The organism is Pseudomonas glycinae, from assembly GCF_001594225.2.
Classification (GTDB): Bacteria; Pseudomonadota; Gammaproteobacteria; order Pseudomonadales; family Pseudomonadaceae; genus Aquipseudomonas; species Aquipseudomonas glycinae.
The window spans coordinates 5,014,775-5,033,577 of sequence record NZ_CP014205.2; the positions used below are offsets into that span (position 1 = coordinate 5,014,775).

An 18,803-nucleotide genomic window follows, 5' to 3' on the forward strand; every position below is an offset into this window, starting at 1 on the left:
ACCGCAGCCGGAAAAATCGTTCTGCTTTACTGCATTTAGAGCGCGACACATGCCGGCCGCTGCGGCACATTAACGTTCATCAGCCTTACAAGGAAAGCCCATGGCGCCTACTGACCAGCGACACGAACAGGCCCTGAAACTGTTTCTCGATGCGCGTCCGGAACTGCGCGAAGCCCTTGACCACCTCAACCCGCTGCTGGCCCAGGCCAAGGGCGAAACGCAGGCGCAGTACCGCGAAGAACGCCTGCACGAAGCCTTCGAAGCCGAGGCCGAAGGCCAAGGATTGTTTGCCTGGGAACTGACCTTGCAACTGACTGCCGCGACGCCCGAGGAATATCAGGCGCAACGCCTGGATGTGCATCGCGAAGTGGCGGAAATGGCCGGCATGGACTGGCTGGAATACTGCGATCTGTATGGCATAGAACCATAACCCCTGCTCAAGGACGCTTTATCGATGCTGCCTTCGACTTCGACCCACCGCGCCAGCCCCGGACATCTTCACATACAGAAATGGCGCGGCCGTGTGGGCCTGGCGCTGGTTGCCAGCCTGTCGGTACTGGCCGGCATGACCGACGCTATCGGCTTCATGGCCAGCGGCGATTTCGTTTCCTTCATGAGCGGCAACACCACGCGGCTGGCGGTGGCGATCAGCGATGGCGACAGCGGACTGACAATAAGGCTGATCCTGCTCGTCGCGACGTTCATTGTCGGTAATGCCCTCGGGGTTGTAGTCAGCCGACTGGGTGGACGGCGGGCGCTGCCCCTGTTGTTGTCCATCGCCGCTCTGCTCTGTTTGGCAGCCTGGCCCTTTGACACGCAACTGCCGGCCCTGCTGGCAGCGATTGTTGCGATGGGTATGCTCAACGCAGCGGTGGAGGAAGTGAACGGTCTGCCGGTCGGGCTGACGTACGTCACCGGCGCCCTGTCCCGATTCGGCCGTGGATTGGGCCGCTGGGTGCTCGGCGAACGGCGAAGCGGCTGGCGGGTGCAAATGGTGCCGTGGAGCGGGATGCTGGTCGGCGCCATTCTGGGGGCGGTGCTGGAGCATCATCTGGGACTTCGGGCGATGCTGGTCAGCGGTCTGTTCGCTGGCGTTCTGGGGCTGCTGACCCTGAAAATTCCGCGGCGCTGGCAGTTGGGCTACATGCCGCGCTGACAGACACCTGATCGCATCAGGACGGACACGGGAAACATCGACTTCGCCGCCCCGCCGAGAAAGCTTTATCATGGCCGCAGTTTTGCTGATCGAGTCCGTCATGAAGTTCGCCATTGCGCTGTTTTCCGCCGCCCATGCGCCCTCCTCGCGCCGCGCCCTGCTATTCGCCCAAGCCGCACTGGCCGGCGGACATGAGATTGTCCGGCTGTTTTTCTATCAGGACGGCGTCCACAACGCGTCCGACGCGGTGGTCACACCGCAGGACGAACTGAACCTGCCCAAGCAGTGGCGATCTTTCATCACCGAACAAAACCTCGACGGCGTGGTGTGCATCGCCGCGGCCCTGCGCCGTGGCGTGTTGAATACCGAGGAAGCCGGGCGTTATCAGCGTGATGCCGTGGCCGTCAGCGCGCCGTGGGAATTGTCCGGCCTCGGCCAGTTGCATGACGCGGTGCAGGATGCCGACCGCCTGATCTGTTTCGGAGGCGCCTGACATGGCCAAATCCCTTTTGATCATCAGCCGCCAATCGCCGTGGTCCGGCCCCGGCGCCCGCGAAGCGCTGGACATCGTACTCGCCGGCGGCGCCTTCGATCTGCCGATCGGTCTGCTGTTTCTCGATGACGGTGTGTTGCAACTGGCGGCCGGGCAAAACGCCAAGGCACTGCAGCAGAAAGACCTGAGCGCCAACCTGCAAGCGCTGCCGATGTTCGGCGTCGAAGAGCTGTTCTACTGCGCCGACAGCGCCAGTGCGCGCGGCCTCGGCGATCGCTCACTGGACGAGGCGCAGCCTTTGGCCGCCGAGCAAATCACCGCCCTCATTGACCGTTACGACCAGGTGATCACCCTCTGATGTCGACTTTGCATGTATTGTCCCACTCCCCGTTCGGTGACGAACGCCTGACCAGTTGCCTGCGCCTGCTGGGTGCCAGCGATGCGCTGTTGCTGTCGGGCGATGCCGCTTATGCGCTGCAACCTGGCACTGCGCCGTTCAGTGCGCTGGAATCTCGTCAGGTGAAATTGTTCGTGCTGGCCGAAGACGCGCAAGCCCGTGCCGTGCAGGTTCCGGACTGGGCCGAAGCCATCGATTACCCCGCCTTCGTCGAGTTGTCGATCCACCACGACAAGGTCAACTCCTGGCTATGAATGCGCTGACCGTCGGCACCCGCGCCATCGAACTGGACAAGGACGGCTTCCTGGTCGACCTCAACGACTGGTCGGCCGAAGTCGCCAGCGCCCTCGCCGCTGCCGAAGACATCGAGCTGAGCCCGGAACATTGGGAAATCCTCGAACTGCTGCGCAGCTTCTATGCCGAATTCCAGTTGTCTCCGGCCACCCGGCCGCTGATCAAGTACACCGCGCTCAAGCTCGGCGCGGAGAAAGGCAACAGCCTGCACCTGAACCGACTGTTCAAAGGCACCCCTGCCAAACTCGCCGCGAAACTGGCGGGCCTGCCCAAACCGACGAATTGCCTATGACCGACTATCCAGCGCTGCCCCTCGAAACGCCCGCCGAACATCCGTTCGCCCAGTTCGTGCGCATCCTCGGCAAGGGCAAGCGCGGCGCCCGCGACCTGACCCGCGAGGAAGCGCGGGAAGCCATGGGCATGGTGCTCGACGAAGCGGTCGAAGAAACCCAGCTCGGCGCCTTCCTGATGCTACTGCGGCACAAGGAAGAAAGCGCCGAGGAAATGGCCGGGTTCACCGAGGCCCTGCGCGAGCGCTTGCAGGCGCCAGCACTGAACGTCGATCTGGACTGGCCGACCTATGCCGGCAAGAAGCGTCACCTGCCATGGTATCTGCTGGTCGCCAAGTGCCTGGCACAGAACGGCGTGCGTATCTTCATGCACGGCGGCGGCGCCCACACCGCCGGGCGTTTGTATTCCGAACAATTGCTCGGTCAGCTGAAAATCCCACTGTGTCGCAACTGGCAACAGGTCGGCGCGGCGCTGGATAACGGTGGACTGGCGTTCATGCCGCTGGTGGACTGGGCGCCGCAGCTGCAACGGATGATCGACCTGCGCAACACCCTCGGTCTGCGCTCGCCGATTCATTCGCTGGCGCGGATTCTCAATCCGCTGGGTGCGCGTTGCGGTCTGCAGAGTATTTTCCATCCCGGTTATCAAGCGGTGCATCGCGATGCCAGCGGGCTGCTTGGCGACACCGCAATCGTGATCAAGGGCGACGGCGGCGAAATCGAGATCAATCCGGATGCCGACAGCCACTTGTACGGCACCACTGGCGGCGAGAGCTGGGACGAGGAATGGCCGCAGCTGTCGGCGCAGCGTCACGTCAAACCTTCTTCGCTGGATATCGAGCATTTGAAGGCCGTCTGGCGTGGGGATGTGATCGACAGTTACCCGCAAATGGCGCTGATTTCGACCATGGCGTTGGCACTGCGTGGCCTCGGTCAGAGCCGTGAGCAGGCTTTCGAAACTGCCGAGCAATACTGGGCCGCGCGGGATAAATCGATTTAACCGATCATAAACGCCCGATCTTTGCGCTTTTTGTTCGAACTCATCGGAATAGACTCGGCTCCAACGATTACTGGTTTCTGGAGTCTTGATCATGGGTTTACTCGTCGACGGCCGCTGGCAGGACAAGTGGTACGAAAGCAGCAAGGACGGCGCGTTCCAGCGCGAACAGGCGCAGCGCCGTAACTGGGTCACTCGCAACGGCGAGCCGGGCCCGAGCGGTGAAGGCGGTTTCGCCGCCGAAGCCGGGCGTTATCACCTTTATGTCTCTCTCGCCTGTCCATGGGCTCATCGCACGCTGATCCTGCGCAAGCTCAAGGGCCTGGAAAGTCTGATCGACGTTTCCGTCGTCAGCTGGCTGATGCTGGAAAACGGCTGGACCTTCGATCAGAACCTCGGTTCGACCGGCGACAAACTCGACCACTTCGATTTCATGCACCAGCGCTACACCGCTGACACCGCCGACTACACCGGTCGCGTCACCGTGCCGGTGCTGTGGGACAAGAAGCTCAAGCGCATCGTCAGCAATGAATCGGCGGAGATCATCCGCATGTTCAACAGCGCCTTCGATGACTTGACCGGCAACGATCTGGACTTCTATCCGGCACCATTACGCGGCGAAATCGATGCGCTGAACGAGCGGATCTACCCCGCCGTGAACAACGGCGTGTACCGCGCCGGGTTTGCCACCTCGCAGAACGCCTATGAAGAAGCGTTCGATGATGTGTTTGCCGAACTGGATCATCTGGAGCAGGTGCTCGACGCCAACCGGTATCTGACGGGCGAATACCTCACCGAGGCGGACGTGCGGTTGTTCACCACGCTGATCCGTTTCGACGCGGTGTACCACGGGCACTTCAAATGCAATCTGCGGCGGATCAGCGATTATCCGAACCTGTCGAACTGGCTGCGTGAGATGTACCAATGGCCGGGCGTTGCCGAGACCGTGGATTTCCAGCACATCAAGCATCACTACTACGGCAGCCACAAGACCATCAACCCGACCGGGGTTGTGCCGAAGGGGCCGAAGCAGGATTTCACTGTTGCCCATGACCGGGACCGGTTGGGCGGGAAAGGAGTCTGGCGCAGAGGTTGAAAGCAGGATTGTTCCCACAGCGTGGGAACAATCCCTTCAGAGTCGTCAGATTTGACCCTGAGCGCCCTCGAACCACGCCAGTTTCTCGCGCAGTTGCACCACTTCGCCGACGATCACCAGCGTCGGCGCATGCACTTCATGCTCCGCCACCAGACGCGGCAGGTCGGCCAGCGTGCCGGTGAAGACCCGCTGATTGACCGTGGTGCCCTGCTGGATCAGCGCTGCCGGGGTATCGGCGGCGCGACCATGCTTGATCAACTGCTCGCAGATGATCGGCAATCCCACCAGGCCCATGTAGAACACCAAGGTCTGCGCCGGCGCGACAAGGTCCGCCCACAACAGGTCGGTGGAACCGTCCTTCAAGTGCCCGGTGACGAAACGCACCGACTGCGCATAATCGCGATGGGTCAGCGGAATCCCGGCATACGCCGCGCAACCGCTGGCCGCCGTGATGCCCGGCACCACCTGGAACGGGATGCCATGGGCCGCCAGTTCCTCGATCTCTTCGCCGCCACGGCCGAAAATGAACGGATCCCCGCCCTTCAACCGCACCACACGCTTGCCGGCCTTGGCCAGATCCACCAGTTGCTGGTTGATCTGATCCTGCGGCACGGCGTGATCGGCGCGACGCTTGCCGACGTAGACCCGCTCGGCATCGCGACGGCACAGTTCAAGAATCGCCGGAGCGACCAAGCGGTCGTACAGCACCACATCGGCTTGCTGCATCAGGCGCAAGGCGCGGAAGGTCAGCAGATCCGGATCGCCCGGTCCTGCGCCCACCAGATACACCTCACCGGTCGTGACCATGGCTTCGCCGTCAATCTTGGCTTGCAGCAAACGTTCGGCTTCGGCGCCCTGTCCTGCCAGTTGGCGATCAGCAATCGGCCCCTGGAACACGTCTTCCCAAAAACCGCGACGTTGCTGCACATCGGGAAACAGGCCTTTGACCTGATCGCGAAACCGCGCGGCCAGACCGGCCAGATGGCCGTAGGTCGAGGGAATCCAGGTTTCGATCTTGGCGCGAATCAGTCGGGCCAGCACCGGCGCATCGCCGCCACTGGAGACCGCGATGATCAGCGGTGAACGATCGACAATCGCCGGGAAAATCACGCTGCACAGCGCCGGCGCATCGACCACATTGACCGGCACGCAGCGCCGATGGGCATCGGCGGAGACTTGCGCGTTCAAGGCTTCGTCATCGGTGGCGGCAATGATCAGCCCGCAACCGTCCAGATCCGTTTCGGTGTAGCCACGCAGCAGGCATTCGCCACCGCTGGCGGCAACCAGTTCGCGCAGTTGCGCTTCGATTTCAGGTGCGACCACCCGCAGCAGCGCACCGGCATCGGCCAGCAGGCGGGACTTGCGCAAGGCAATCTCCCCCCCACCGACAACCAACACACGACTGCCGCGCAGGTTGTGAAACAGCGGCAGATATTTCATTTAACCGATGACCTCAAGGCCACCCATGTACGGCTTCAGCACGTCCGGCACACGGATCGAACCGTCGGCCTGCTGATAGTTTTCCAGCACGGCCACCAAGGTACGACCGACCGCCAGACCGGAACCGTTCAGGGTGTGCACCAGCTCAGGCTTGCCGGTTTCCGGGTTGCGGAAACGCGCCTGCATACGGCGGGCCTGGAAGTCGCCGCAGTTGGAGCACGACGAGATTTCACGGTATTTGTCCTGGCTCGGGATCCACACTTCCAGGTCGTACGTCTTGACCGCGCTGAAGCCCATGTCGCCGGTGCACAGCGCCAGGGTGCGGTAAGGCAGACCCAGCAGTTGCAGAACTTTCTCGGCGTTGGCGGTCAGGCTTTCCAGCGCTTCCATCGACTTCGACGGCTCGACGATCTGCACCATCTCGACCTTGTCGAACTGGTGCTGACGGATCATGCCGCGAGTGTCACGACCCGACGCGCCGGCTTCGCTGCGGAAGCACGGAGTGTGAGCGACGAACTTGATCGGCAGCTGTTTCGAATCGACGATTTCACCGGCCACGATGTTGGTCAGCGACACTTCGGCGGTCGGGATCAGGTACAGATCGGCTTCGCCTTCGCGAGCGATCTTGAACAGGTCCTCTTCGAACTTCGGCAATTGGCCGGTGCCTTGCAGCGCCGGAGCCTGAACCAGATAAGGCGTGTAGGCCTCTTCGTAGCCGTGCTCGGTGACGTGCAGGTTGATCATGAACTGCGCCAGTGCGCGGTGCAGGCGGGCAATCGGGCCGCGCAGCAGGGCGAAACGTGCGCCCGACAGCTTGGCGGCAGTTTCGAAGTCGAGCCAGCCGAATTTCTCGCCCAGGGCCACGTGGTCCTGTACCGGGAAATCGAAAGCGGTCGGGGTGCCCCAGCGACGGACTTCGACGTTGCCGTCTTCGTCTTCACCGACCGGAACCGATTCGTGCGGCAGGTTCGGGATACCCAGCAGGATCGAATCCAGTTCGGTCTGGATCGCGTCCAGCTCGACTTTACCGGCGCTCAGTTCGCCCGCCATGCGCTCGACGTCCGCCATCAGCGGCGCGATGTCTTCGCCGCGCTGCTTGGCCTGACCGATGGATTTGGAACGCGCGTTACGCTCAGCCTGCAGTGCTTCGGTGCGGGTCTGGACGGTCTTGCGCTGTTCTTCCAGCGCTTCGATGCGCGCGACATCCAGGGCAAAGCCACGGGAAGCCAGGCGGTCCGCTACGTCCTGAAGGTTGCTACGTAACAGTTTGGAATCGAGCATGTCGGTTTCTCGTTATCAAAGTTTGGTCAGGGACAGGCCGGCCCAGGTCGCGAGCAGCCCGCCGAATACGCTGATGGCCGCATAGCCCAGGGCCAGCGGCACTTGCCCGCTTTCCAGCAGGCGCACCGTATCCAGTGAAAAGGATGAAAAAGTCGTCAGCCCCCCGAGGAAGCCGACCATCAACCCGGCACGCACCTCAATCGGTATTTCCGGGCGTATCAAAAACAGGCCGTACAGCACGCCAATCAGCAGACAGCCCACGATATTAACGGCCAGCGTCGCGGTATAGAAGTGCCGCGGCCAATTGGCGTTGACCCAATTGCCGGTGGCGAAGCGCAACAAGGTGCCGGCAATCCCGCCGACGGAGACTGCAACGATCAGTGGAACCACTATTTTCTCCGCTGCCGGGGGCTTAATCGATCAAGTTGGGCGAGGTGGTTGAGCTTTTCGCCGATCTTCAACTCCAGGCCACGGGGCACCGGCTGGTAGAACGGAATCGGGTCGAGTTCTTCCGGGAAATAGTCTTCGCCGGCCGCGTAGGCGTCTGGCTCGTCGTGGGCATAACGGTATTCGTCGCCATAACCCAATTGCTTCATCAATTTGGTCGGCGCATTGCGCAGGTGCAGCGGCACTTCCAGCGAGCCATGTTCGGCGGCGGCGCGCAGCGCGGTCTTGAAGCCCATGTACACCGCGTTGCTTTTCGGCGCACAGGCCAGATAAGTGATGGCCTGAGCCACTGCCAACTCACCTTCCGGGCTGCCGAGACGTTCCTGCACTTCCCACGCGGCGAGGCACAGACTCAAGGCACGAGGATCGGCGTTGCCGATGTCTTCGCTGGCCATGCGCACCACGCGCCGGGCGAGGTACAGCGGATCGCAGCCGCCGTCGATCATTCGCGCAAACCAGTACAGCGCACCATCCGGATTGGAGCCGCGCACTGACTTGTGCAGCGCGGAAATCTGGTCGTAGAACGCTTCGCCGCCCTTGTCGAAGCGCCGGCGAGTGTCGCCGAGCAGGCTTTGCAACAGCTCGGTGCCCATCTCACTGTTGTCTTCAGCCAGATCCGAGGCGTTTTCCAGCAGGTTCAGCAGGCGCCGGCCATCGCCGTCGGCGGCAGACAGCAGCATCTGGAAGCCTTCATCGCTGAGGGTCAGATGACGCTTGCCCAGACCACGCTCTTCGGTGAGTGCGCGGTGCACCAGTTTGCGCAACGCCGCTTCGTCGAGGCTCTTGAGTACATAGACTCGCGCCCGCGACAGCAATGCGTTGTTCAGTTCGAACGAAGGGTTTTCGGTGGTGGCGCCAATGAAGATCAGCGTGCCGTCTTCAACGTACGGCAGGAAGGCGTCCTGTTGAGACTTGTTGAAGCGGTGTACTTCATCGACAAACAGAATCGTGCGCTTGCCGTATTGGCCGGCCTGCTGCTTGGCGATTTCCACCGCCTGACGGATCTCCTTGACCCCGGCCAGCACCGCGGAGACCGTTTCGAAATGCGCATCCGAGACTTCCGCCAGCAACCGCGCCAGCGTGGTCTTGCCCACGCCCGGCGGGCCCCAGAAGATCATCGAATGCAGGGCACCCTGCTCCAGCGCTTCGCGCAGAGGCTTGCCGCGAGCGAGCACGTGTTCCTGACCGACGTACTCATCCAGATTGGTCGCCCGCAAACGGGCGGCCAGTGGCTGGGCAATCGGTGCACTGCGAAACAGATCCATCACGTACTGTTGAAACCTCTGTGTTTATTCCTGAATCACATCGGCACCCTTCGGGATGTCGAACTTGAACTTCGATGCCGGGACCGCTTCGTTGGCCTTCACACCGGTAAACAGGATGTTGGTGCGCTGGCCGACGCTGTCGATCAGTTGCATGTCATTGACCAGACCGTTGCGGAACGACAGACGCAGGCTGTCGAACAGGGTGTCCTTGGTTTTCGGCTTCAGGGTGAAGTCGATCACGCCGCCGGCCTCTTTGGCGGTGATGTCGAAGCTCTGGCTGATTTTCGATACGTCGCCGGACAGCAACAGTGCCGGGGTCTGGGTCAGACGTTCATCGAGCTTCTTGATGGTGGCCTGTTCCAGGTCCGGGTCCCACAGGGTGACTTTCTTGCCGTCGGAGACCATGGTCTGCTCGGCGGGCGCATTGGTGTGCCAGTAGAACAGGCCCGGACGCTGCAGGGTCATGTCGCCGGTGGTTTCCTGCAACTGGGTGCCGCTGCCGTCGAGGGTCAGCTGGGAGAAGTTGGCGGTCAGGGTCTTGGATGTTTCGAGCAATTGGGTCAGGCGAGCCACATCCTTGTCATCGGCGTGAGCCGTGAGGGTGGTCAAAGCCAGTACCGGCAGCAACATGCGGATAAGACGCATGGGAGTCCTCTTGAATACTCGTGGGAAAGAGGACGGCGCTTCATGCACCGCCCATTGCATTTGGATCAATCGAATCAGTCGCGTACCGGGCCAGGGGCCAGGACTTCGCGGGAACCGTTGGTGTTCATCGACGTCACGACCCCGGCCATTTCCATGGCTTCGATCATGCGCGCGGCACGGTTGTAACCGATCTTCAGCTTGCGCTGTACAGCGGAGATGGAGGCGCGACGGCTTTCCAGTACGAACTGCACGGCTTCGTCGTACAGCGCGTCGGCTTCCGGATCGTCGCCGTCACCGCCGCCGCTGCTGCCTTCAAAACCACTGCCCGCCTCTTCGACACCGTTGAGGATGTCGTCGTTGTATTCCGGCGCGCCGCGCAGTTTCCAGGCTTCAACCACCCGGTGAACTTCATCGTCGGACACGAAGGCGCCGTGAACCCGAATCGGCAGGCTGGTGCCCGGCGGCATGTACAGCATGTCACCGTGGCCGAGCAGTTGCTCGGCGCCGCCCTGGTCGATAATGGTCCGGGAGTCGATCTTGCTCGACACCTGGAACGCCATCCGGGTCGGGATGTTGGCCTTGATCAGACCGGTGATCACGTCCACCGACGGCCGCTGGGTAGCAAGGATCAGGTGGATACCGGCCGCACGCGCCTTCTGGGCGATACGGGCGATCAGTTCTTCGACCTTCTTGCCGACGATCATCATCATGTCGGCGAATTCGTCCACGACCACGACGATGGTCGGCAGCTTCTGCAACAGCGGCGCTTCGTCGTGGATGCTTTCGCGTTTGTACAGCGGATCGCTCAGCGGCTCGCCGGCATCCTGGGCTTCCTTGACCTTGGCGTTGAAGCCGGACAGGTTTCGCACGCCCATCTTCGCCATCAGCTTGTAGCGACGTTCCATCTCGGCCACGCTCCAGCGCAGGGCGTTGGCGGCGTCCTTCATGTCGGTCACGACCGGGCACAGCAGGTGTGGAATGCCTTCGTAGATCGACAGCTCGAGCATTTTCGGGTCGATCATGATCAGCTTGGCGTCGTCCGGGCCGGATTTGAACAGGATCGACAGGATCATCGCGTTCACGCCCACCGACTTACCGGAACCGGTGGTACCGGCCACCAGCAGGTGCGGCATCTTTGCCAGATCGGTGATGACCGGTTTGCCGCCGATGTCGTGGCCCAGGGCCAGAGTGACTGGCGATTTGAAGTTGTCGTACTCGGGGGTCGACAGCACTTCGGAGAAGCGCACGATCTGCCGGTCTTCGTTAGGGATCTCGATACCGACCGTCGTCTTGCCCGGAATCACTTCCACCACCCGCACGCTGGTCACGGCCAGCGAACGCGCAAGGTCTTTTGCCAGGTTGGCGATTCGGCTGACCTTCACGCCCGCAGCAGGCTGGATTTCGTAACGGGTAATGACCGGGCCGGGATGGATCGAATCCACGGTGACTTCGACGCCGAATTCCTTGAGCTTGATCTCCAGCAAGTGGCCGACCGCGGCCAGGGATTCAGGCGAATAATTGAGTTGTTTCTTTTCCGCGGGATCGAGGATCGAGATCGGTGGCAAGGTGCCTTCCACGGCGCTGTCGACGAACAACGGCACCTGCTTCTCTTTCTGCACGCGCTTGCTTGGCTCCGGCGCCTTGACCGGGGCCGGGGCGATGACCGGCGGCACCTGTTTCTCGCGCTCGGACATGTGCTTGCTCAGGGCCTGTTCGCGCTCGATCAGACGCTCCTTGACCTTGGCCTGCTCGCGTTTGTCGGTGACCGTCGGTGCAACCACGTCATGCACGCGATCGTCGACTTCACGCAGCTGCGCGACCAGTTGCTTGCGCTCGGTACGCGCCGACCACCAACGGTTGACCGCGCCCTGGAACAGTTCGAACAGGTCGAGGGTGATCTTGCCGGTGATGTCCATCACCTTGAACCACGACAGATCGGTGAACACCGTCAGGCCGAACAGGAAGAGCGCAATGAACAGCAACGTACTGCCCTGAATGTTCAGGGCATTGCGGGCCAGGTCACCAAGGCTTTCACCCAGCGCACCACCCGCGCCGGCCGGCAATCCGGTGGGTGCATGGAAATGAATGTGCGCCAGCGCGGCGCCGGACAACACCAGAAACACCAGGCCGATCAGGCGCCAGGAGAACAGCCAGCCGCTCCACTGCCACGGCTCGTGGCGCTGACGGAAGATCTGATACGCCTTGATCGCCAGCAGCAACGGGAAGATGTACGCGAAGTAACCCAGCACCATGAACAGGATGTCGGCGCTGTAGGAGCCCGCCGGGCCACCGAAATTCTGCACGTCATCGATCTTGCTGTTGTGGCTCCAGCCCGGATCGTCCTTGCCGTAGGTCAGCAAAGCCATCATCAGGAACAGGCACAAGGCGCCGATGGCGATCAATGCACCTTCCTTGAGCCGGTAGTGCAATTGCTGGCGCCAAAGCGGAACGACTGTTTTTGGTGCTTCCGTGGATTTCTTCAAAACGCTTCTTTTCCTGCGCCAGAGGCGCGTCCATCTATTGAATGACGATAAAAAACTGCCCAATCCAGGCAGGTAAAAAATTGACGGGCGCAACGGAGACTACTTTTAACACTGCGCCCCGCCTTTTATAAACACGGCACGCGGCGAATATTCTGTAACAGCCCGGCATTGTACGGGTTTGCGCGTTCGATGCCATGCTTCCAGGTCTCTGGTTCAAGCATAGCCAAACGCACAATACCCGGCGTTCAATTTGAGCATGCATTGTCTTTTGTGACAAAGGCTTATGAGGTGTATTTGATGAACGTAGCGAAGCATGCGCACCTCATCTCCCATGAACGCCACACATTGACGTCGGCAAGCTTGCTCGCACCGGTGCAACGCCCGATTACGACCGCATCCGGATGCTCAAGTTGCAGCTACGCAAAAGCCGTACTGCAACGGAGGACATTCGCGTCATTTCCCGGCACACTTTACCGCGGGCCCAGCGCCCACCGCCCTCCCCTTCTGCAAGCCCGGACGCCATGCTGACTTGGTTACAACGCAACTCACTGACTTTCCCGCCACTGGAAAAGGCCATGCGCGATCCCAACGGATTGCTGGCGGCCGGTGGCGACCTGTCCGCCGATCGCCTGATCCAGGCCTATCGTCACGGCTGCTTTCCGTGGTTTTCCGAAGGTCAGCCGATTCTGTGGTGGTCGCCGGATCCGCGCACCGTGCTTTTTCCCGACGAACTGCACGTCTCGCGCAGCCTTGGCAAATTGATGCGTAAACAACGCTATCGAGTAACCTTCGATCAGGATTTCGACGCCGTGATCCGCGCTTGCGCCGCTCCCCGGGAATACGCCGACGGCACCTGGATCACCGAGGCGATGCAGGACGCCTATATCGAACTGCATCGACGTGGCTTTGCCCATTCGGTGGAAGTCTGGGATCAGGGCGAACTGGTCGGCGGCCTGTACGGCCTGGCGATGGGGCAACTGTTCTTCGGCGAGTCGATGTTCAGCCGTGCGGACAATGCTTCCAAGTACGGCTTTGCCACACTGGTGCAACATCTCAAGGAAGCGGGTTTCGCGCTGATCGACTGTCAGATGCCAACCGACCACCTGCACAGCCTCGGCGCCCGGGCCATTTCACGGCAGACATTCGCCGACTATCTGACCAGATACCTCGATCAACCCAATCTTGCTACCTGGGTTTGCTGAGCGACTTTTGCGCGCGTGGCTTACACTTAATTCACCAGCTTACCCTTGAGGGTTGATCATGACCGAGTTGGCGCGGTTGAAGTTTTATGCCACTCAGCCTCACTCTTGCAGTTATCTGCCCGAGGAACAGGCGACGACCCTGTTTCTCGACCCGAGCCAGCCCATGGATGTGCATGTCTACGCAGACCTGTCAGAAATGGGCTTTCGTCGCAGCGGCGATCACCTGTACCGCCCGCATTGCCAGAACTGCAATGCCTGCGTGCCTGCGCGCATTCCTGTTGCGCAGTTCAACCCCAACCGGCAGCAGAAACGCATTTTCAAACGCAACAGCGATTTGCAGGTGCGCCCGGTCAAGCCGGCGTTCAGCGAAGAGTATTTCGACCTTTATCAGCGCTACATCGAACAGCGCCACGCGGATGGCGACATGTACCCGCCGAGCCGTGATCAATTCTCGACTTTTCTGGTACGCGACCTGCCCTTCTCCCGCTTTTACGAGTTCCGGCTCGACGGACGGTTGCTGGCAGTGGCCGTCACCGACCTCCTGCCCAACGGCCTGTCAGCGGTTTACACCTTTTACGAACCGCAGGAAGAACGCCGCAGCCTCGGGCGCTACGCCATCCTCTGGCAAATCGCCGAAGCCCAGCGCCTGAGGCTTGAGGCGGTCTACCTGGGTTACTGGATCAAAAACTGCAAAAAGATGAACTACAAGACCCAATATCGGCCCATTGAACTGCTCATTAATCAGCGCTGGGTCATCCTGAACTGAATGCAAACCCTAAACCCCTTGGCGTAAACCCCATTTTTCGGGCACAATGCACGCCGCTTTTGCCTGGCGCAGTTGCACCGGGCCATTCATTGGATACCGAGGGCTTTACTGCATGTCGAAAGAAGACAGCTTCGAAATGGAAGGCACTGTCGTCGACACCCTGCCCAACACCATGTTTCGTGTGGAGTTGGAAAATGGGCACGTCGTAACCGCGCATATTTCCGGCAAGATGCGCAAGAACTACATTCGTATTCTTACCGGTGACAAAGTGCGCGTCGAGCTGACGCCCTATGACTTGAGCAAAGGGCGTATTACTTACCGCGCTCGCTAATCAAGTCAATACAAGACGCCCGGCTTAATGCCGGGCGTTTTTGTTTGTCTGGGTTTTGGGTTTGTGCTTGAGTTTTGGGTGTATATCCGTTGCTGCGGTAACGGCTTCTTATGGTTTCGCTCTTACAGCGAGTCCCTTTTTCAAACGCCAAAAAGGAACCAAAAGGCTTTTGCCCCGGCGTACGGCACTTCGCCTAGGCTCAGTGTTCCCTCGCTACGGTGTCCACCAGGGGGCATCGCCTACGGTTTGCTTCGCTGCACCTCCTCTCGATGTATGCGGCTTCGCCGCACGGCGCTGCGCGCCTACCCCCTGATGAACACCTCCGCTCGGCCTGCCGAAGGGGCAAAAAATCAAAAGCCAGGGCCAGAGCAACAGCCAGATCAAGAGCCTTCCCTCACCCTAGCCCTCCCGAAACGTCGGACCGCCCGTAGGGAGAGGGAACTGAACGAGGTGTTTGGAGAGCTACGCCGACGTGAAGTACCGAGTCGAACTCAAGTTTTGAAAAGCCCACAAATCGGCTCCCTCTCCTCGGGGAGAGGGCTGGGGTGAGGAGTAAACCCACCACAAAACCAAAGCCGAACAAGCCCCGCTCCTACCCACTCAAAACGATGAGCGTTAGCTCGAGTAAAGCTTTTGATCACAGGGCCCGTCGGCAGGCTGAGTGGAGGGATTGATCCGGGGGTGGGAGCGCAGCGACCGTTTGGCGAAGCCAAACACATCGAGAGGAGGTGCAGCGAAGCAAACCGTAGGCGATGCCCCCGGATCGATCCCGGAGCGAAGGAACCCCGAGCCTCAGCGAGGGGCCGTACGTCAGGGTTAGAGACCTTTTGGTTACTTTTGGCTGGGCCGGCATTCCGGGCGTTTGCCAAAAGTGACCCGCCGTAAGGGCGGAACCCTAAGAAGCCGTTACCGCAACAACGGATATTCACACCAAACAAACAGACAATAAAAAGGCGCCCGAAGGCGCCTTTTCACTTACCAGCCGTCAGGCCATTTCTGCAGTGGTCTCGAAGTCAAACGTCAGCTCACCATCCTTGATGTCGATGTGAACCACACCGCCATGCTCGGCCAGCTCGCCAAACAGAATCTCCTCCGCCAGCGGACGCTTGATCTTGTCCTGGATCAGACGCGCCATCGGACGAGCGCCCATGGCCGAATCGTACCCACCGGCCGCCAGCCAGCTGCGCGCCGCATCGGTAACCTCCAGAAGCACACGCTTGTCTTCCAATTGCGCCTGAAGTTCGGTGAGGAACTTGTCCACCACACTTTTGATAACCTCATGACTGAGGCGACCAAACTGAATGATGGTATCCAGACGGTTGCGGAATTCCGGCGTGAAGCTCTTCTTGATCACTTCCATCGCATCGGACGAGTGGTCCTGATGGGTGAAGCCGATCGAAGCACGTGCCGCCGTTTCAGCACCGGCGTTGGTGGTCATGATCACGATCACGTTGCGGAAGTCCGCCTTGCGCCCGTTGTTGTCAGTCAGCGTGCCGTGGTCCATCACCTGCAGCAGCAGGTTGAAGACTTCCGGATGCGCCTTCTCGATTTCATCGAGCAGCAATACGCAATGCGGCTGCTTGGTGATCGCTTCGGTCAGCAGACCGCCCTGGTCGAAACCGACATAACCCGGAGGCGCACCGATCAGACGCGATACGGTGTGACGCTCCATGTACTCGGACATGTCGAAGCGCACCAGTTCGATCCCCAACGCCTTGGCCAATTGACGCGCGGCTTCGGTTTTACCAACACCGGTCGGCCCTGCGAACAGGAACGAACCGACAGGCTTGTCAGGCGACTTGAGGCCGGCACGGGACAATTTGATCGCAGTCGACAGCGAATCGATCGCCGCGTCCTGACCAAACACCGTCAGCTTCAGATCACGCTCGAGGTTACGCAGCAGTTCCTTGTCGGAGCTGGTGACGTGCTTCGGCGGAATCCGCGCGATTTTCGCAACGATGTCCTCGACTTCAGGGACTTCGATGCGTTTCACACGCTTCTCGACCGGTTGCAGACGCTGATAAGCGCCGGCCTCGTCGATCACATCGATGGCCTTGTCCGGCATGTGCCGGTCATTGATGTAGCGCGAAGCCAGTTCCGCAGCGGCGCGCAGTGACTCATCGCTGTATTCGATGTTGTGATGCTGTTCAAAGCGCCCTTTCAGACCGCGCAGGATACCGATGGTATCTTCCACCGACGGCTCGACGACATCGACCTTCTGGAAGCGACGCGCCAGGGCGCGGTCTTTTTCGAAGATGCCACGGAATTCCTGGAACGTGGTCGAACCGATGCAGCGAATGTCGCCAGACGACAGCAGCGGCTTGAGCAGGTTCGAGGCATCCATGACGCCGCCCGAAGCGGCACCTGCACCGATAATGGTGTGGATCTCGTCGATGAACAGGATCGCCTGCGGACGTTTTTTCAGCTCGTTGAGCAGCGCCTTGAAGCGCTTCTCGAAGTCACCGCGATACTTGGTGCCCGCGAGCAGAGCGCCCAGATCGAGTGAGTAAACGACGCTGTTGGCCAGCAGGTCCGGCACCTGGTTGTCGACAATGCGCTTGGCCAGGCCTTCGGCAATCGCGGTTTTACCCACGCCCGCCTCGCCCACCAGCAGCGGATTGTTCTTGCGACGGCGCGCAAGAATCTGCGCGACACGCTCGACTTCCGTTTCACGCCCGACCAGCGGATCGATCCGGCCCTGGCGTGCGAGTTCGTTGAGATTGCTGGCATAAGCGTCCAGCGGATTGCCTGAAGAAGAAGACTCACCGCCCTCATCGTCCTGCATATCTTGTTCACCTTCAGAGTGATCGCCATGCCCCGGCACTTTGGAAATGCCGTGGGCGATATAGTTGACGACATCAATGCGTGCAACGCTCTGCTGTTTCAGCAGGAACACCGCCTGACTCTCTTGCTCACTGAAGATTGCAACCAGCACGTTGGCGCCGGTCACTTCGCGTTTGCCCGAGCTCTGCACATGAAAGACAGCACGTTGCAGTACACGCTGGAAGCCCAGGGTTGGCTGGGTTTCGCGATCCTCGTCGTGGACGGGGATCAGTGGCGTAGTGGAGTCGATGAACTCCTGCAGGTCGTGCTTGAGTTTGTCGAGGTTTGCGCCGCAGGCACGCAATACGGTGGCGGCAGCCTCATTGTCCAATAGGGCCAGCAGCAGGTGTTCGACGGTCATGAACTCATGACGTTTCGAACGTGCCTCCTTGAAGGCAAGATTGAGGGTGACTTCGAGCTCGCGGTTTAACATAGCTTCACCTCATACCCAAGTGGTCGGCGATTAACCGTCCTTCTCGATTTCACAGAGTAGCGGATGCTGGCTTTCCCTGGCGTACTGGTTGACCTGCATGGCCTTTGTCTCGGCGATGTCGCGGGTAAACACTCCACATACTGCCCGCCCTTCTGTGTGGACGGCCAGCATGACCTTGGTCGCCAGCTCGCGATTCAGGTTAAAAAACACCTCGAGCACTTCGACGACGAAATCCATCGGTGTGTAGTCATCATTGAACAAAACCACCTTGTACATCGGCGGCGCCTGTAACGCAGGCTTTGCTTCCTGAACAGCAACGCCTGCCGAATCGTCGTCGTGCTCCTGTGGAAGATCCTTTTGGAGAAGCGGGCGATCCTGATTGAATGTTAGTCGAATCTGGCTGATTGCATGCATGGAAAGAAAGGTTCGTCAGTTGTGCAAATACAGTGGTGGGGGCGGCTTGACACGTTTTCAACTCCGACTGCCCGGTCACCTTGACTATCGGGAAAACGGTGTTACAACCAATAGAACCCACAGTGGGGAAAAAAGATCCGCGGAGTCAATCTTTTTAACGGATTCGACTGCGGATGAATTGGATGATACTCCAGCGATGGAGACTGTTGCAGAGGGATTTGAGCATGGCTGTCGGCAAGGTGAAATGGTTCAACAATGCCAAGGGGTTCGGTTTTATAAACACCGACTCCCGCGAGGGGAAGGACGAGGACGGCAAGGAGATCGATTTCTTTGCCCACTATTCCGCCATTGAAATGGACGGATACAAAACCCTCAAAGCCGGGCAGATCGTCAAATTCGAGATCGTGCAAGGCCCCAAAGGCCTGCATGCCACAAAAATTCAGAATGTCGAAGCCGCAAAAGATGCGGCCCCGTCCGCTGCTCATCACCAGTCAGTGACCAGCTGAAGCGACCCGAACACCTGCCAGAAAACAAACCGCCCGACTCGATT

The 18,803-nt window shown here is 60.1% G+C and carries 20 protein-coding genes; 12 read left to right on the forward strand and 8 right to left on the reverse strand.

Annotation, left to right across the window (positions count from 1 at the left end; all coding sequences use genetic code 11):
- Positions 1–100: 100 nt before the first annotated feature.
- The 8 genes from AWU82_RS23000 to AWU82_RS23035 all read left to right on the forward strand — a co-directional run bounded on the left by AWU82_RS23000 (position 101) and on the right by AWU82_RS23035 (position 4,723).
- Positions 101–430: a DUF6388 family protein gene (locus tag AWU82_RS23000; RefSeq protein ID WP_064380662.1), complete on the forward strand. Its 330-nt coding sequence runs from the start codon at positions 101–103 to the stop codon at positions 428–430.
- Between the two features lie 24 nt (positions 431–454).
- On the forward strand, positions 455–1,156 hold the full coding sequence (locus AWU82_RS23005; RefSeq protein WP_064380664.1) for a YoaK family protein: 702 nt from the start codon (positions 455–457) through the stop codon (positions 1,154–1,156).
- A 100-nt stretch (positions 1,157–1,256) separates the two neighbouring features.
- Positions 1,257–1,649 carry a sulfurtransferase complex subunit TusD gene (gene tusD, locus AWU82_RS23010; RefSeq protein WP_064384074.1) on the forward strand — a complete coding sequence of 131 codons (393 nt, stop codon included), beginning with the start codon at positions 1,257–1,259 and terminating at the stop codon, positions 1,647–1,649.
- 1 nt (position 1,650) lies between these two features.
- Complete coding sequence (tusC, locus tag AWU82_RS23015; RefSeq protein WP_007958208.1) at positions 1,651–2,007, forward strand: sulfurtransferase complex subunit TusC; 357 nt, start codon at positions 1,651–1,653, stop codon at positions 2,005–2,007.
- Positions 2,007–2,300, forward strand: coding sequence for a sulfurtransferase complex subunit TusB (tusB, locus tag AWU82_RS23020; RefSeq protein WP_064380666.1), 294 nt, complete (start codon positions 2,007–2,009; stop codon positions 2,298–2,300). The genes tusC and tusB overlap by 1 nt, the downstream gene beginning before the upstream one ends.
- Positions 2,297–2,632, forward strand: a complete 336-nt coding sequence (locus tag AWU82_RS23025) for a TusE/DsrC/DsvC family sulfur relay protein (RefSeq protein ID WP_064380667.1) — start codon at positions 2,297–2,299, stop codon at positions 2,630–2,632. Before tusB ends, AWU82_RS23025 begins: the two co-directional genes overlap by 4 nt.
- A complete protein-coding gene (locus AWU82_RS23030; protein WP_064380669.1) occupies positions 2,629–3,630 on the forward strand; it encodes a glycosyl transferase family protein in 1,002 nt (333 codons plus the stop codon). Before AWU82_RS23025 ends, AWU82_RS23030 begins: the two co-directional genes overlap by 4 nt.
- Positions 3,631–3,721: 91 nt before the next feature.
- Positions 3,722–4,723 carry a glutathione S-transferase family protein gene (locus tag AWU82_RS23035; RefSeq protein ID WP_064380671.1) on the forward strand — a complete coding sequence of 334 codons (1,002 nt, stop codon included), beginning with the start codon at positions 3,722–3,724 and terminating at the stop codon, positions 4,721–4,723.
- Between the two features lie 45 nt (positions 4,724–4,768).
- On the opposite strand, the gene cysG is transcribed toward AWU82_RS23035, so the two are convergent.
- From cysG to AWU82_RS23065, 6 genes are all read right to left on the reverse strand, one after another.
- A complete protein-coding gene (cysG, locus tag AWU82_RS23040; protein ID WP_064380673.1) occupies positions 4,769–6,163 on the reverse strand; it encodes a siroheme synthase CysG in 1,395 nt (464 codons plus the stop codon).
- On the reverse strand, positions 6,164–7,444 hold the full coding sequence (gene serS, locus AWU82_RS23045; protein WP_064380676.1) for a serine--tRNA ligase: 1,281 nt from the start codon (positions 7,442–7,444) through the stop codon (positions 6,164–6,166).
- A 15-nt stretch (positions 7,445–7,459) separates the two neighbouring features.
- On the reverse strand, positions 7,460–7,834 hold the full coding sequence (gene crcB, locus AWU82_RS23050; RefSeq protein ID WP_064380678.1) for a fluoride efflux transporter CrcB: 375 nt from the start codon (positions 7,832–7,834) through the stop codon (positions 7,460–7,462).
- Positions 7,834–9,156 carry a replication-associated recombination protein A gene (locus tag AWU82_RS23055; protein WP_007958186.1) on the reverse strand — a complete coding sequence of 441 codons (1,323 nt, stop codon included), beginning with the start codon at positions 9,154–9,156 and terminating at the stop codon, positions 7,834–7,836. Before AWU82_RS23055 ends, crcB begins: the two co-directional genes overlap by 1 nt.
- A 24-nt stretch (positions 9,157–9,180) precedes the next feature.
- A complete protein-coding gene (lolA, locus tag AWU82_RS23060) occupies positions 9,181–9,801 on the reverse strand; it encodes an outer membrane lipoprotein periplasmic chaperone LolA (RefSeq protein WP_011334944.1) in 621 nt (206 codons plus the stop codon).
- 74 nt (positions 9,802–9,875) lie between these two features.
- Positions 9,876–12,284: a DNA translocase FtsK gene (locus AWU82_RS23065; RefSeq protein ID WP_084776936.1), complete on the reverse strand. Its 2,409-nt coding sequence runs from the start codon at positions 12,282–12,284 to the stop codon at positions 9,876–9,878.
- Positions 12,285–12,805: 521 nt separating this feature from the next.
- Here AWU82_RS23065 and aat point away from each other — a divergent pair.
- The 3 genes from aat (at position 12,806) to infA (ending at position 14,583) form a co-directional block, all read left to right on the forward strand.
- Complete coding sequence (gene aat, locus AWU82_RS23070; protein WP_064380682.1) at positions 12,806–13,486, forward strand: leucyl/phenylalanyl-tRNA--protein transferase; 681 nt, start codon at positions 12,806–12,808, stop codon at positions 13,484–13,486.
- A 58-nt stretch (positions 13,487–13,544) separates the two neighbouring features.
- A complete protein-coding gene (locus tag AWU82_RS23075) occupies positions 13,545–14,252 on the forward strand; it encodes an arginyltransferase (protein ID WP_064380683.1) in 708 nt (235 codons plus the stop codon).
- Between the two features lie 112 nt (positions 14,253–14,364).
- Positions 14,365–14,583 carry a translation initiation factor IF-1 gene (gene infA, locus AWU82_RS23080; RefSeq protein ID WP_002553999.1) on the forward strand — a complete coding sequence of 73 codons (219 nt, stop codon included), beginning with the start codon at positions 14,365–14,367 and terminating at the stop codon, positions 14,581–14,583.
- A gap of 985 nt (positions 14,584–15,568) precedes the next feature.
- On the opposite strand, the gene clpA is transcribed toward infA, so the two are convergent.
- Entirely contained in the window at positions 15,569–17,839 is a 2,271-nt protein-coding gene (gene clpA / locus AWU82_RS23085; protein WP_007951436.1) for an ATP-dependent Clp protease ATP-binding subunit ClpA, read from the reverse strand.
- Between the two features lie 30 nt (positions 17,840–17,869).
- On the reverse strand, positions 17,870–18,253 hold the full coding sequence (clpS, locus tag AWU82_RS23090) for an ATP-dependent Clp protease adapter ClpS (RefSeq protein WP_011334948.1): 384 nt from the start codon (positions 18,251–18,253) through the stop codon (positions 17,870–17,872).
- A 224-nt stretch (positions 18,254–18,477) separates the two neighbouring features.
- On the opposite strand from clpS, the gene AWU82_RS23095 reads away from it, so the two are divergent.
- The gene (locus tag AWU82_RS23095) at positions 18,478–18,759 is read left to right on the forward strand and encodes a cold shock domain-containing protein (RefSeq protein ID WP_064380685.1); all 282 of its coding nucleotides are present in this window, start codon (positions 18,478–18,480) and stop codon (positions 18,757–18,759) included.
- Positions 18,760–18,803: the final 44 nt, after the last annotated feature.

Coding starts and splice junctions, on each gene's coding strand:
- clpA (WP_007951436.1), bottom strand. CDS start 17,839: ATGTTAAACCGCGAGCTCGAAGTCACCCTCAATCTTGCCTTCAAGGAG.
- tusD (WP_064384074.1), top strand. CDS start 1,257: ATGAAGTTCGCCATTGCGCTGTTTTCCGCCGCCCATGCGCCCTCCTCG.
- AWU82_RS23000 (WP_064380662.1), top strand. CDS start 101: ATGGCGCCTACTGACCAGCGACACGAACAGGCCCTGAAACTGTTTCTC.
- AWU82_RS23075 (WP_064380683.1), top strand. CDS start 13,545: ATGACCGAGTTGGCGCGGTTGAAGTTTTATGCCACTCAGCCTCACTCT.
- tusB (WP_064380666.1), top strand. CDS start 2,007: ATGTCGACTTTGCATGTATTGTCCCACTCCCCGTTCGGTGACGAACGC.
- AWU82_RS23095 (WP_064380685.1), top strand. CDS start 18,478: ATGGCTGTCGGCAAGGTGAAATGGTTCAACAATGCCAAGGGGTTCGGT.
- infA (WP_002553999.1), top strand. CDS start 14,365: ATGTCGAAAGAAGACAGCTTCGAAATGGAAGGCACTGTCGTCGACACC.
- AWU82_RS23055 (WP_007958186.1), bottom strand. CDS start 9,156: ATGGATCTGTTTCGCAGTGCACCGATTGCCCAGCCACTGGCCGCCCGT.
- AWU82_RS23005 (WP_064380664.1), top strand. CDS start 455: ATGCTGCCTTCGACTTCGACCCACCGCGCCAGCCCCGGACATCTTCAC.
- aat (WP_064380682.1), top strand. CDS start 12,806: ATGCTGACTTGGTTACAACGCAACTCACTGACTTTCCCGCCACTGGAA.
- serS (WP_064380676.1), bottom strand. CDS start 7,444: ATGCTCGATTCCAAACTGTTACGTAGCAACCTTCAGGACGTAGCGGAC.
- lolA (WP_011334944.1), bottom strand. CDS start 9,801: ATGCGTCTTATCCGCATGTTGCTGCCGGTACTGGCTTTGACCACCCTC.
- cysG (WP_064380673.1), bottom strand. CDS start 6,163: ATGAAATATCTGCCGCTGTTTCACAACCTGCGCGGCAGTCGTGTGTTG.
- AWU82_RS23035 (WP_064380671.1), top strand. CDS start 3,722: ATGGGTTTACTCGTCGACGGCCGCTGGCAGGACAAGTGGTACGAAAGC.
- clpS (WP_011334948.1), bottom strand. CDS start 18,253: ATGCATGCAATCAGCCAGATTCGACTAACATTCAATCAGGATCGCCCG.
- tusC (WP_007958208.1), top strand. CDS start 1,651: ATGGCCAAATCCCTTTTGATCATCAGCCGCCAATCGCCGTGGTCCGGC.
- AWU82_RS23030 (WP_064380669.1), top strand. CDS start 2,629: ATGACCGACTATCCAGCGCTGCCCCTCGAAACGCCCGCCGAACATCCG.
- AWU82_RS23025 (WP_064380667.1), top strand. CDS start 2,297: ATGAATGCGCTGACCGTCGGCACCCGCGCCATCGAACTGGACAAGGAC.